Here is a 12824-nt window from a genome sequence, read left to right as displayed (position 1 = left end):
CCACCCCCCAGGTCATCCGTTCGACAGGGGGCAAAAGTCATGCCGGGCCCGGAAGCCAGCGGCCCTCTTGCAGGACCGCGGAAAACATAACGGGGAAGGAGCGGCTGTGGCGGTCAGCCCTCCAGGTCGTCGGCGTAGTGCCGGAACCCGTGCCGGTCGCGGTGCATCCCCCAGAGCGTCTCGGCGAGGACGGCCGGGTCCTTCCGCGGATGCCCGGGGACGATCGCCCCGGGAATGACCAGCTGCCCCACGTGGATGCCCTCCCCGGCGAGCCGGTCGTGCAGGAGGTGCCCGTACGCGCTCTCGGCGGCGAAGGCCACGGACGTCCCGGCCCGGTCCGGGTGCGGGATGACGGCGGTGCCCCCGTTGACGAACAGGATGGTCCCGCGCCCCAGCTCCCGCATCCCCGGCAGCACCTGCTGCACCGCGGCGACGGGCCCGTACACCGAGAACTCGACCGGCCCGCGCAGGTCGGCGTGGGTGGTCTCCAGCACGGGCCGCATGAAGTCCGCCTGCGGCACGGGGCTGTACTGCAACACCTCGACGGTCCCCAGCTCCTGCGCCGCCCGCGCGAGCGCCGCGGCGAGGGCGTCCGGATCCCGCACGTCGGCGGAGTACCCCCGGGCCTCGACGCCGAGCCCGGACAGCTCCCGGACGAGCGCGTCGAGCCGCCCGCCGTTCCGGGCGACCAGCGCCACCCCGAACCCCTCCCGCCCGAACCGCCGGGCGACCGCGGCCCCCAGCCCCGGCCCGGCCCCCACGATGGCGACACTGCTCACGACACGACTCCTGACGACCGAACCGGCACCCGACCCCTACCTCCGTACCGCACGCCACCCCACTTCACACACCCCCCGAGGCCGCTCGCGGGAGCCACCCGGCCGTCCGGCGGGTTCAGTCCGCCGGCGTGGGGGGCGTGGCGCCGGTGCGGATGCGCTGGGCGAGGAAGAGGGCGGCCCGGTCCAGGGCCTCGTCGGCTTCCTCCAGGACGCCCGCGAAGGCCTGGAAGACATGGGGAACGTCGGCGGTGACGTCCAGGACGACGTCCACCCCGGCCTCCCTCGCGCGCTCCGCCATGCGTGTGGAGTCGTCCAGGAGCACCTCGTTGGTGCCCGCCTGCAACAGCATCGGGGGGAGGCCGGTCAGGTCGGCGAGGACGGCGGGGCTGAGCAGCGGCTGGTGCGGATCCTGCCCCGCGAGGTACATGGCCCCGGTGTGCGCCAGCTCCGCGCGGGTGAAGTACGGGTCGGCCGCCGCCTTGGCGTCCATGCTCCGGCCCGTCCGGGTCATGTCGAGCCCGGCGGAGAACCCCACGATCGCGGCCGGCACCGGCAGACCCGCGTCACGGGCGGCGAGGCAGGTGGTCACGGCGAGGCCGCCCCCGGCGGAGTCCCCGGCGAGCGCGATCGCCGACGGGTCCTCGCCGCCGTCGAGAAGAGCGCGGTAGGCGCTGAGCCCGTCCTCGACCGCGGCCGGGAACGGGTGCTCCGGGGCCAGCCGGTAGTCCAGCGAGAACGCCCTGAACCCCGTCCTGTCCACCAGGTTGCCCGTCAGCGACATCGCCGTCCGCGGTGAACCGAACACGTAGGCGCCGCCGTGGAAGTAGAGGACCGTCCCGGCCCGCGCGGTGCCGGCCGGTTCGACCAGCTCCGCGGGCCGCCCGCCGAGCGTCACGGGCCGGGTGCGGATCCCGGCCGGGACGATCATCCCGGCCATCATCTCCCTGAACCCCGCACGGAGCTCCGCCACCGACCGGGGCCCCTCGGGCCGGGGCCGCCGGACCATCGCGTCGATCTCCGCGCGCTGTTGCCTGCTCATCGTCGCCTCCACGGACGCTTACATGCCAAGGAACTAGATTCCTAGAAACTATATTCCTAGGAATCTAGGTTAAGATATATGCCATGGCATCCAAGTCAAGCGGTGGCCGGGTGGACCTCCCGGGCTTCTTCTCCGACCTCGTCCGCTGCGAGACGCGCCTGTACAACGCGCTGAACGACCGGTTGCGCGAGCAGCACGGGATCGTCACCTCGCAGTTCGAGTTCCTGCGCTTCCTGCGCGACCACCCGGGGTCCCGGGTGGCGGACCTGGCCGTCGAGTTCGCCATCGGGATCGGTGCGACCAGCAAGGGCACCGACCGCCTGGAGAAGCAGGCCTGGGTGACCCGGCGCACCAACCCGGCGGACCGCCGCTCGTCACTGCTGGACCTGACCGACGACGGGCTGCGGCTCGTCGAGGCGGCGGAGGAGACCTTCACCCGGACGCTGGCGGAGCTGACCGCGGACCTTCTCGGCAGCCCCTCGGGACCGGCCGCCGCACAGGTCCTCGCGGAGCTCCGCTCAGCGCTCGAACGCGACCGCGTCGGCCTCCCCACGGGCTGACCGCGCCTCCGACGGTGGGCCGTGCGGCCCGCCCCGCACGTGATCCTGCCGGACGACGATCACCCGGTGCACGGATCAGTCCTCCGGAGGCCGGGCCTCCATCAGGCGTTCCGCGATGTCGTCCGCCCAGCTCTGGGCCCAGTGCCGGAGCGCGGTGACGGCCCCGGCGTCCAGGCCGAGGGCCGTGAACTCCCTGTCGTCCATCCATTCCATGCCGGTCAGCCGGGCCTGGAGGTCGGCGAGGTCGAAGGTGTCCCGGGCGTGCCGGCGGCCCAGGTCCTCCAGGTCGGGCAGGGACCAGCGGTCCGCCGTGGCGTGCACGATCAGCAGGTCACGGGGCAGGCCGCGGTCGGTCAGGGCCCAGACCCGCATGCCGACCACGTCCTCCAGGGACAGGGTCAGACCGAGCTCCGTCCGGACCGGGGGGTGCCAGAGCGCCTCCTTGAGGATGTCGACCTCGCCCTCGTCCCCCGAGACCACGTCGGTGACCATGAGTTGGGCGGAGAGCGGGTCGGTCTCGCGGGTGACGACGCCCCAGCCGTGGTCGCGCAGCGCCGATGCCACCGTGCCGGCGATCATCCGCATGGGCGCCGCGTGCTGCGTCGCGACGTCGAGGGTCCGGCCGGGACGGTCGAACAGGCCGTGCGCCTGGGCCGCGTAGTCGCCGGTCAGCGCCAGGGGACAGGCGGCACCGGCCGACAGGACGTCGGGCAGCAGGCGGCGGTGCAGCTCGGTGAGCTTCACCTGGCGGCGGCCGGTGTCCGGTGGGGGCGTCCGGCGGGCGGGTGCGGTCGGGCCATGACCCGATTATCGCGGGCCGCGACGCCCCGCGCCTAACGGGTGACGGGACCGACGTACGTCCCGGGGCGCGTCGCGCCGTCCTGGAGCACCAGCGCGCCGCCGTGCCAGGGCAGGTCGTACGACGTGCGCTGGTTCGGCGCGGTGATGACCACGGTGGTGGGGGTGAACGCGGTGGAGTCGCCCTGCTCCGCGACGAGGTAGGTCAGGGTGAAGTGAGCGGCCGCGCCGCTCGCCAGCGTGACCCGCTGCGGGGTGGCGTCGGTCCGCCGGAGCGACCACTGACGGCCGCTGTTCACCAGGTCGACGCCCGGGAAGCCGTACATCGTGCAGGTGTGGCCGCTCTTGTTGGTGAGCGCGACCACGGCCTGCTTCTGGCCACTGCCGCTGCCGGTGTCGGCCCAGGTGTAGCCGAGCTGGGAGGCCTGGCAGGCGGCCACGCCGGCGGCGGAACCACCGGCGGAGGACCCCCCGGAGGCGGCCGAACCCGACGTACCGCTCCCGCTGCCGGAGCCGGTCGCACCCCCGGACGTGGCAGCGGCACCCGACCCGGACCCGCCCGCGGAACCGGACCCGCCGGTCGAGCCCGACCCGCCGGTCGCACCGGAACCGCCCGTCGCACCGGACCCCGTCGCGTCTCCGGCCGCCGGTGCGGCCGTGCCGCCGTCGGAGTGCACCGACCCCGTCGCGGTGCCGTTGCACGCGGTGAGCAGAGCCATCAGCGCGGCGGCACCGGTCAGGGCGGCGGCGGTCTTGCGGAAGTGCGTACGACGGTTCGACACGGGGATCCCCCAGCAGTGCGTTCTTCCCGGCTCTCTGCCGGACACCCCTTTCGATGCCGTCCACGGAGGGGAAGTTCGGAGATCACCGTCACGGACCCGTCGTGGTCACGTCACGCCCGCTGTTACAGAACGGCGCCGCTCACGCCATCCAGAAGAACACCGCCGTCATCCGCTTCTCCTCCAGCGTCTTCCCGGCGTACCCCGTCGCGCTGTGCACGAGGTTGGCGTTGTAGAGGAGCAGCCGGTTGTACTTGTGCGGGACGCGGACGTCCTCCTCGAAGTGGTCGCCGGGCACGAACCGCGTACCGAGGGCCTCGACCAGGTTGTTGTGCGGGGCCTGCACGACGTTGCCGCCGAGCCGGCCGCCGGGCAGCGACTGGCGGTAGAACGCGGTACCGCAGTCCTTGGCCACCCCCGGGTTCAGGTACAGCACCGCCGCGTACCGGCACAGCGCCCGCGAGTCCGTGTGCGGACGCGGCTCGCTCTCGCCCTCGCCGACCACCTGCACGCAGTTGTGGTTCAGGGTGCCGCCGCCGGGCGCCTGCTGCACCCACAGCTTCGCGGCGCCGGTGGCCTGCCGCACCAGCGCCTCCACGACGTCGAGTTCGGCGGGTTCCAGGCCGGGCATGGTGCGCAGACCGGGCCAGGTCTCCGAGGTGTACGGGTACCCCTGGACCCAGTCGTCCTTGGCCAGACAGCGCTCCCGCACGGCGTCCGCGTCGGGCAGGACGTCGTCGAAGACCCAGTAGTCACGGCCCTTGGTGGGCTTGCGGTAGGGCAGCACGGGAAGCGCGGAGTGTGGGGGCATGCGGCGAAGCCTGCCCCCAGCTTTGTCATGCCCACATGGACCAGAGGAAATCATCACCGTCCCCTGAGGAAGACATGGTGAGTCGGCGGAACCCGACGGGCAACGCCTCACAAGTTCTTTACCAAACCAAAAGGTTTCCGGCGCTTCCCCGTCCGTACTTCCCTGCGTCCGACCCCGCTGCGCGCGGGACCCCCGACCCGGGCAGGAGGCACCGGTGCGCTTTTCGCGTAACGCGACAGGCACTCTCTTCGTGGGAGGAGCCCTGAGCCTGACCCTCGCGGCGCTCGCCTATCCGAGCATGCTGGGTGTCAACACCACGTCCAGCGCCGCCACCAGAGTCATCGCCAACACTCAGTGGGGGCCCCTGACCGAGGGCGACCGGGACTTCGTGGTGAAGGTGCGCGCGGCCGGACTCTGGGAGTACCCGGTGGGCCAGCTCGGCCTGAAGAAGGGCACGACCCCGGCGGTCATCACCGCGAGCAAGCACCTGATCGACGGCCACGCGGCGCTGGACATCAGCTGCCGCAAGATCAGCCAGATGCTCAACATCACCATCCCCAACGTGGCCTCGCCGCAGCAGCAGGGGTTCGTCAGCACCCTGACCGCGGACAGCGGCAAGAAGTTCGACACCGACTTCGCCAACATCCTGCGCGTGACGCACGGTTCGATCTTCAACACCATCGCGAAGGTTCGTTCCACCACCACGAACACCCTGGTGCGCACCCTCGCCGACCAGGCCAACGCCACGGTGCTCGACCACATCACGGTGATGGAGCAGACCGGCCTGGTCGACTTCCCCTCGGTCCTCTTCCAGGAGACGACCCCGCCGAAGCTGCCCGCCACCGACCTGACCCCGCCGCCGCCGGACCCGGGCCAGCCGCAGGTCGTGCTCACCCCGCCGGTCAACAGCACGACCAAGCCGCCGGCCCTGCCGGGCGAGCCCGGCTTCACGGGCAGCGGCGCCGGCGTCGGCAACGGCGGGACCCCTGCTCCCACCGCCGGCTGATCAGGCGCCCAGCCACACCGTGGTGTCCGACGGCAGCGTGCCGTCAAGCGGCAACGGCACGCTGGCGAGCAGCACTTCGCCCGGCGGCAGCGGCACCGGCGCGTGCGACACGTTCGTGACGCACCGCCAGCCGTCCGACCGGGCGAAGTGCAGCACACCCTCGGGGGCCTCGGCCCAGGTCAGCGTCTCGCCGTCGAGCAGCTTGCGGCGCAGCCGCAGCGCGGTGCGGTAGAACTCCAGGGTGGAGCCCTCGGTACCGGCCTGCGCCTCGACGGCGTACGACGCGAACCACGAGGGCTGCGGCAGCCAGGCACCGCCCGCCCCGAAGCCGTACGACGGTCCGCCCGTCGTCCACGGCAGCGGCACCCGGCAGCCGTCGCGGCCCTTGCGGACATGGCCCGTCTGCTCCCAGATCGGGTCCTGGAGGACGGCCGTGGGCAGGTCGGCGACCTCGGGCAGGCCCAGTTCCTCACCCTGGTAGACGTACGACGAGCCGGGCAGCGCCAGCATGAGCAGGGTGGCGGCGCGCGCCCGCCGCAGGCCCTGTCCGGCGTCGACCGCCGGGGCGTGGCCGCCGGACAGCAGCCAGGCGTTCTCGTCGGTGCCGGCCGGCAGCGACAGCCGGGAGGCGTGCCGTACGACGTCGTGGTTGGACAGCACCCAGGTGGCGGAGGCGCCGGCCGCGTGGGCGGTGGCCAGCGAGTCGGCGATCACCTGACGCAGCGCGTCCGCGTCCCAGGGAGCTTGGAGGTACTCGAAGTTGAAGGCCTGGCCCAGTTCGTCGGGGCGTGCGTACAGAGCGCGGCGGGCGCCGGGGACCCAGGCCTCGGCGACGGCCGTGCGGGGCGGGCCGTAGGCGTCGAAGATCTTGCGCCAGTCGCGGTAGATCTCGTGCACCTCGTCACGGTCCCAGTAGGGGTGGGTGCCCGGCTCCACCCGCTCCAGCGCCTCCTCACCGGTCGCCCCGAACTCCGCCACGTCCCGCAGTGGTTCGGCGAGGTCCTTCACCAGGGCGTGGGCCACGTCGACCCGGAAGCCGTCGACGCCCCGGTCCGACCAGAAGCGCAGGGTGGTGCGGAAGTCGGCGCGGACCTCCTCGTGCTCCCAGTTCAGGTCGGGCTGTTCGGGCGCGAAGAGGTGCAGGTACCACTCGCCGTCCGGGGCCCGCCGCCAGGCGCTGCCGCCGAACACCGACTGCCAGTCGGACGGCGGGAGTTCACCGTGCGCGCCGCGGCCGGGCCGGAAGACGTAGCGGTCCCGGGCCGAGGAGCCGGGACCGGCCCGCAGGGCCTCCTGGAACCAGGGGTGCAGGTGCGAGGTGTGGTTGGGGACGATGTCGACGATCACCTTCAGGCCCAGCCGGTGCGCCTCGGCGACCATCGCGTCGAAGTCGTCGAGGGTGCCGAGACGGGGGTCCACGTTCCGGTGGTCGGCGACGTCGTAGCCGCCGTCGGCCAGCTCGGACGGGTAGAACGGGCTGAGCCACAGCGCGTCCACGCCGAGCGCGCCGAGGTGGGACAGCCGCTCGGTGATGCCCTTGAGGTCACCGAGCCCGTCGCCGTCCGCGTCGGCGAAGCTGCGCGGATACACCTGGTAGATCACGGCCTGGCGCCACCAGTCGGGGTTCCTGGAGGAGAGGTCGACCACGCGTGTTCCTTTCGGACGGAGCGACTCGGACGAAGCGACTCGGACGGAGAGACACGGACGGAGAGACACGGACGGAGAGACACGGACGGAGAGACACCGACATGAAGCCTGTCCATATTGCCGCGAAAGCGAACCTTCACCCCGACCGGAGCCGTTCGTTCCCTGTGTGAGGGAGTTGTGATGACCTCCGAACGAACCCTGCTTCACGGCAGGTTGACACGGTTCGGCGAGGCCAACCACCATGGTCCGCACACTGTGGCGCATGTGACCGACGAGCCCGGTGTTTCTTCGCTGTGCTTTCGCTTCCGCTGCCTTGCGCGGCTTCTCCGCACGATGGGATATCCATGTCCATAGCCAGCCATGTCACCGCGCGCCGCCTGCTGGGGACGGGCGTCGCGTCGTTCGCCCTGTGTGCCGCCGCCGTCGCGGGCGCCTCCGGCGCCTGGGCCCACGGCGGTGCCCCCGGCGGTGACGGCTGGAACTCCGGCGGCCACTACAGCCCGGGCACCGGGGCCGGCACGGAGACCGGCACGGACAAGTGCCAGTTCTCGATCGACGGCTCGAACTTCTTCGACTCGGTGAAGGTCGACGACCAGAACCTGAAGGTCACCGAGGACGGCAAGGTGCACCTGAAGGTCCGCGCCGCCGGTGGCGCCGCGAGCTGCACCGCCTCGCTCGCCTCCTACATCGCGCACGGCCCGACCTTCGCCACCTCCGGCGAGCAGATCTTCGTCGACTTCGACTCGGTGACGGTCAAGCAGGGCCAGACCGACTCCCTCGACATCGCGGTCCCGGACGCCGGCTGCTTCGCGCAGATCGACCTCTACCGGGGCGCCGTCAAGTTCGACGGCAGGAAGGACGCCAACGACGGCTTCGTCCACGGTGACCTGCCGGCCGGCCCGGACCACGCGGTCATCAAGGACAAGCTGATCGCGTCCTGGAACGGCGGCACGAAGGACTGCTCCACCGGCGAGTCCTCGTCGCCCTCGCCGTCCCCGTCCGCCCCGGCGCCCTCGGAGTCGGAGTCCACCCCGGCCCAGCCGTCCACCCCGGCCGAGGAGACCACCACCCCGGCGCCCTCGGAGAGCGCGTCGACCGGTACGGCCACCCCGTCGCCCTCCGCGTCCGAGTCCAGCACCACCCCGGCCCCGGCCCCCAGCACCGACTCCGGCAGCGGTGGTGGCGGCGGCCTCGCCCACACCGGCGCCAGCTCCAGCACCGGCTACCTCGTGGGCGGCGCGGCCGTGCTGCTGGCCGGCGGCGGCGCGATCGTCGTCGCGACGCGGCGCCGCAAGGCGACCCGCGCCTGACGGGCCGACGCCCGACACGCGTGCGTCCGGTCGTCACGGACGGCCGGGCACACGCGTGTCGGGCGTGGTCGCTGCCACCGTCCGGCTCAAGGGTTTCTCAGCCGTTCCCGCCCGGCCCGTCCGGGCCGTCCGCAGCCGTCCCCGCGGCCCGCTCGGCAGCCGTCCCCGCGGCCGTCTCCGTGACCGTGCTCAGATAGAGGCGCACGTAGCGCGGCACGTCCACGTCGAGCGCCACGTCCACCATGGCCCGTTCCCGGCCACCGCCGTGGATCTCGGCCTCGCCGGGGCGGGCGCGCCGGTCGACGATCGTCTGCCCGCGGGTCGGGCCGGGGGCCAGTGACACCTCGACCGGCAGGAGCCGGGTGGTGAGCCCCGCCGGGTCGGCCACGGCACACACCGCGCCGGCGTCACCGAGGCCGCCGGCCGGATCGTCGCCGTCGGCACCGGCGGAACTCGGGACGGCGGAACTCGGGACGGCGGAACTCGGGACGGCGGGCCGGTGGGCGAGCAGGTCGCCGGCCAGCCGGGCGCCGGGTTCCGTGCTCGCGCGCAGCCGTCGTACCTCCGCGCCCGGCACCACGACCCGCTGGAAGACGTCCAGGCCGTACATGGTGATCGGCACCCCGGCGGTGAGCAGGACGGCGGCCGCCTCGGGGTCGTGCCAGACGTTGAACTCGGCGACCGGCGTGGCGTTCCCGGTGGCGACCGCACCGCCCATGAACACGATCCGCTCGATGTTCCGGGTGACCTCGGGGTGGGTGCGCAGCAGCAGGGCGATGTTGGTGAGCGGCGCGGTGGGGATCAGGGTGACCGGCCGGGGCGAGGCGAGGATCTCGTGGCGCAGCAGCGTGACGGCGTCGACGTCGACGGGCCGCCGGGTCGGCGCGGGCAGCCCGAGGTCGCCCATCCCGTCCGCCCCGTGCACGTGCCGGGCCGACCGGACCGCTTCGACCAACGGCCGCTCGGCCCCCCGGGCGACCGGGACGTCCCCGGCCCCGGCCCGCTCCAGCACGGTCAGGGTGTTCCGGACCACCCCGTCCACGTCCGTGTTCCCGGCGACACAGGTCACCGCACGCAACTCCAGCCCCGGGTGCCGGACGGCGAACAGCAGGGCGAGGGCGTCGTCGACCCCGGTGTCACAGTCGATGACCACAGGAATCCGCTGACCGGCCATGGGGTGCTCCTTCCGTCAGCGCGACTCTATGCGGCGCGACGGGACCTTTCCGGCCGCCCCGGTACCGTCCGGCCCCACGGATGCGGAGCGAACGGCGGGAGCCGTGCACAACGCTTTCGCTGCCGCCGACTCGGAACGCCTGCGTTCGCTTTCCGCGTCCGGCGTCTTTCCCTCGCTCGGCGGCCGGTGGGCCCCCGGGGACCGGGCCCGGATGAACAGCCCCGGGGGCCGTCCGGGCGGGGCGGGTCACCCGGTCGGGTCGGAGCGGTGGTGGTGGCGGGCGGGTGATGGTGGCGTGGGGAGCAGCCGTTTTCGCCGCTGCTCCTGGTCTCCGGGGAGGCCCCGCCATGAGAGTCACCGTCTCCGGTCTTGCCGTGGTCGGGCTGCTCGCCGTTTCCGCGTGTACGGCGGGCACCTCGCCGCCGGGCGCCGCGTCCGACTCCGCCCGGGCCGCCGCCGAACGGCCCGCCCCCGCCGCCACGCCCGGCGCCCCCGGCCCCCCGGTGCTCACCGTCGACCAGGCGCAGGCCGCGCTGATCAACGAGGCCGACCTGGGGGTGCCGTGGACGGCCGCCGACTCCACCGCCACCTGGCACGACGGGCTGCTCAAGGCGACCACCGGGCAACCGGACTGCCAGCGGCTGCTCGACGCCCTGTACGCCGAGGACGTGGTCGGCGCTCCGGCCGGACCGCAGGCCGTCGTCGTCCTCGACGACGGCGACGACGCCGCCCAGCTGCGCTACCAGGTCGACGCGAGCCGCGCCGCCGACGTCGACCGGACGCTGGCCTGGCTGCGGACGCTGCCCGGCAGCTGCGGACGGTTCACGGCGCAGACGACCGGCGCCGGTGCCGAACTCGTCCAGGTCGCCGACACCCGGCTGTCCGGGCTCGGGGACGCACGGCAGGGGCTGCGGGTCACCCTCACCTGGCAGGCGTCCGCCGACGCCGACCCCAGCACCCTCACCCTCGACGTCGCCGTGGTCCGCGTCGGCGACGACGCGATCGTCCTCACCACCGGCGCCCTCGGCACCCTCCCCGCGGACACCACCGAGCAGGTCCTCCGCATCGGCGTCCAGCGTCTCGCGCAGGTACGGGAGAAGGGGCGGGCGCAGGCCTGAGGTCCCGCTGCCGCCCGGCATCCCCGCGGCTGGTTCCCTGCCCCCCTCTCACAGCGGTGGCTGGGCCGGAGCCGGCCCCAGGGTCGTCGTGCCGGGGGCCGTGCGGTGGCCGAGGCCGGTGCGGTAGGCGTCGAGGGCCGCCTCCACCCGGCCGGTGCGGCGCAGCAGGTCGCCGAGCAGCCGGCACAGGTCCGCCAGGTCACCGGCCGCGCCCGCCCGCTCCAGCAGGCTCAGCGCCCGCACGTAGTGCTCCTCGGCCGACTCGGTGTCCCTGGCGTCCTCGGCGATGATGCCGAGCAGCCGGTGGGCGGCGGCCGAATGCACGGCGCCACGCTCGGAGTTGAAGTCGCCGAGGACGTCCTGGAGGAGTTCGGCGGCCTCGTCCGACTTGCCCCGGCGGTGCAGGACGTCGGCCAGTTCCACGGCGGCCTGGCTGCGGTACAGGGCGGCCCGGGTCTCCGAGAGCATCGCCAGCGCCTCCCGCAACTCGCTCTCTGCCCGCTCCAGTTCACCGTTCTGGGCGCAGACGTAGCCGCGCATCCAGTGGCAGTTGGCGAGTTCGGTGCGCAGGTGGAGCTGGCGGTACAGCTCGGCGGCCTTCGCGAGGGAGGCGTCGGCCTCGGCGGCCCGGCCCTCGGCGAGCAGGGTGCGGGCGACGGAGCGGTGCATCCGGGCGATCAGGGCGGGGTCGCCGGACTGCGGGGCGAGGGCGAGGGCGAGTTCGGCGGCCTGGGCGGCACGGGCGTGGGCGCCCATGTCCATGTAGGGGCCGATGGCGGAGGCGTAGAGGAGGAGCAGCGCGTCGGGGTCGTGCAGGCCGCCCCGGTTGAGCTCGTCGAGGGTGGACTCGAGGAGGTAGACGGCGTAACGGAGTTCACCGGCGAGGTAGTGGCTGACGGCCCGGCCGCGGATCGCGGGGACGCGCACCGGCAGCGGCTGGTCCGCCGTCCGCAGCTCGGCCCGCTCGAAGTACTCCCTGGCCTGCCCCAGCTCTCCGGTGTCCAGGGCGCATTCGCCCAGGCCGAGCAGTGCGGTGGCCTGCTCCTCGGCCAGCCCGTGCGCCTCCGCCTCCTCGAAGAGGGCCGCGTACTGGGCGGCGGCCTCCTCGGCGGCGCCGGTGGCGAGGGTGCGCTGTGCCTCGGTGAGCCGCAGCCTGAGGTCGGTGGCGAGGTGGGCGGGGCGCCCGCTGGCCAGCTCCTCGAAGCCGACGCCGAGCCGCCCGGCGATATGGCGGAGCGCCTCGTCCGAGGCCCGCACCCGGCCCGCCTCCAGGGTGGAGATGTAGGCAGGCGTGTAGGCCGGCTCGGCCAGCTGCCGCTGGGTCAGCCCCCGTTCACCGCGCAGCTGCTGCACCCGTCGGCCGATGGTCTCCGGATCGTCCCGTTCCTGCATCCTGCCACTCCCCCAACTCCCCCTGGACCCCTTGCCGTTGCACTCTGTCAGCGCCTAGGTTAAACGGCGGATTAAACCCGCTTAACCCGCCCCTGTCGTTGCGAGGTCGCCGTGCTCGGACGCTTATCCGCACGCCCTGCCGCACGTCCCCGGTCCCGGATCCGCTCGATCGGGGGGACCCCTGCCTTCCGTAGTATCGCCGCCGCCGTCGTCGCGGTGGCGGCACTCGTCACGGCCGGCACCGTCGGACCGGCCGGAGCGACGGACGACTCCACCGGTTCCCAGGCCCCGACCACGGCACAGCGCACCGTCGACCGCTAGGGCCCTTCTGATGGATCTCCGTGGAAGAAGGAGCGGCGTTCGGTGCGTGCGATCGGCGTGCGGGGTGGCGGGTCATGTGGCGGAGCCACC

Annotated in this window: 12 protein-coding genes; 4 read left to right on the top strand and 8 right to left on the bottom strand. The window is 73.3% G+C overall.

The features are described 5' to 3' along the window. Window positions 1-113: 113 nt before the first annotated feature. A complete protein-coding gene (locus AB0958_RS42165; RefSeq protein ID WP_366895801.1) occupies window positions 114-779 on the bottom strand; it encodes an SDR family NAD(P)-dependent oxidoreductase in 666 nt (221 codons plus the stop codon). A gap of 115 nt (window positions 780-894) precedes the next feature. Continuing rightward, window positions 895-1818: an alpha/beta hydrolase gene (locus AB0958_RS42160; RefSeq protein WP_366895800.1), complete on the bottom strand. Its 924-nt coding sequence runs from the start codon at window positions 1816-1818 to the stop codon at window positions 895-897. Window positions 1819-1901: 83 nt separating this feature from the next. Between AB0958_RS42160 and AB0958_RS42155 the strand changes: the two genes are divergently transcribed. Continuing rightward, a complete protein-coding gene (locus tag AB0958_RS42155; RefSeq protein ID WP_366895799.1) occupies window positions 1902-2378 on the top strand; it encodes a MarR family transcriptional regulator in 477 nt (158 codons plus the stop codon). Between the two features lie 75 nt (window positions 2379-2453). Here the strand turns inward: AB0958_RS42155 and AB0958_RS42150 are convergent, their stop codons facing one another. The 3 genes from AB0958_RS42150 to AB0958_RS42140 all read right to left on the bottom strand — a co-directional run bounded on the left by AB0958_RS42150 (window position 2454) and on the right by AB0958_RS42140 (window position 4766). Continuing rightward, the gene (locus AB0958_RS42150; protein ID WP_366895798.1) at window positions 2454-3122 is read right to left on the bottom strand and encodes a hypothetical protein; all 669 of its coding nucleotides are present in this window, start codon (window positions 3120-3122) and stop codon (window positions 2454-2456) included. 89 nt (window positions 3123-3211) lie between these two features. Then, a complete protein-coding gene (locus AB0958_RS42145) occupies window positions 3212-3958 on the bottom strand; it encodes a DUF4232 domain-containing protein (RefSeq protein WP_366895797.1) in 747 nt (248 codons plus the stop codon). A 139-nt stretch (window positions 3959-4097) separates the two neighbouring features. Next, window positions 4098-4766, bottom strand: coding sequence for a DUF6445 family protein (locus AB0958_RS42140; RefSeq protein ID WP_366895796.1), 669 nt, complete (start codon window positions 4764-4766; stop codon window positions 4098-4100). A 250-nt stretch (window positions 4767-5016) separates the two neighbouring features. Between AB0958_RS42140 and AB0958_RS42135 the strand changes: the two genes are divergently transcribed. Beyond that, a complete protein-coding gene (locus AB0958_RS42135; RefSeq protein ID WP_132888510.1) occupies window positions 5017-5772 on the top strand; it encodes a DUF4142 domain-containing protein in 756 nt (251 codons plus the stop codon). On the opposite strand, the gene AB0958_RS42130 is transcribed toward AB0958_RS42135, so the two are convergent. Further along, window positions 5773-7419, bottom strand: a complete 1647-nt coding sequence (locus AB0958_RS42130) for a glycoside hydrolase family 13 protein (RefSeq protein ID WP_366895795.1) — start codon at window positions 7417-7419, stop codon at window positions 5773-5775. It abuts the gene before it with no gap. A gap of 344 nt (window positions 7420-7763) precedes the next feature. On the opposite strand from AB0958_RS42130, the gene AB0958_RS42125 reads away from it, so the two are divergent. Further along, a complete protein-coding gene (locus tag AB0958_RS42125) occupies window positions 7764-8729 on the top strand; it encodes an LAETG motif-containing sortase-dependent surface protein (RefSeq protein ID WP_366895794.1) in 966 nt (321 codons plus the stop codon). A 97-nt stretch (window positions 8730-8826) separates the two neighbouring features. Here AB0958_RS42125 and AB0958_RS42120 read toward each other — a convergent pair whose 3' ends face one another. Beyond that, entirely contained in the window at window positions 8827-9903 is a 1077-nt protein-coding gene (locus AB0958_RS42120) for a nucleoside hydrolase (protein ID WP_366895793.1), read from the bottom strand. A gap of 347 nt (window positions 9904-10250) precedes the next feature. Between AB0958_RS42120 and AB0958_RS42115 the strand changes: the two genes are divergently transcribed. Next, on the top strand, window positions 10251-11021 hold the full coding sequence (locus AB0958_RS42115; RefSeq protein ID WP_366895792.1) for a hypothetical protein: 771 nt from the start codon (window positions 10251-10253) through the stop codon (window positions 11019-11021). 48 nt (window positions 11022-11069) lie between these two features. Here AB0958_RS42115 and AB0958_RS42110 read toward each other — a convergent pair whose 3' ends face one another. Then, a complete protein-coding gene (locus AB0958_RS42110) occupies window positions 11070-12413 on the bottom strand; it encodes a tetratricopeptide repeat protein (RefSeq protein WP_366895791.1) in 1344 nt (447 codons plus the stop codon). Between the last annotated feature and the right edge of the window lie 411 nt (window positions 12414-12824).

This window comes from Streptomyces sp. NPDC006655 (assembly GCF_040703965.1).
Taxonomy (GTDB): Bacteria; Actinomycetota; Actinomycetes; order Streptomycetales; family Streptomycetaceae; genus Streptomyces.
Note: the sequence above shows the minus strand (reverse complement) of the source record. Positions and strands in the feature narration are given on the sequence as shown.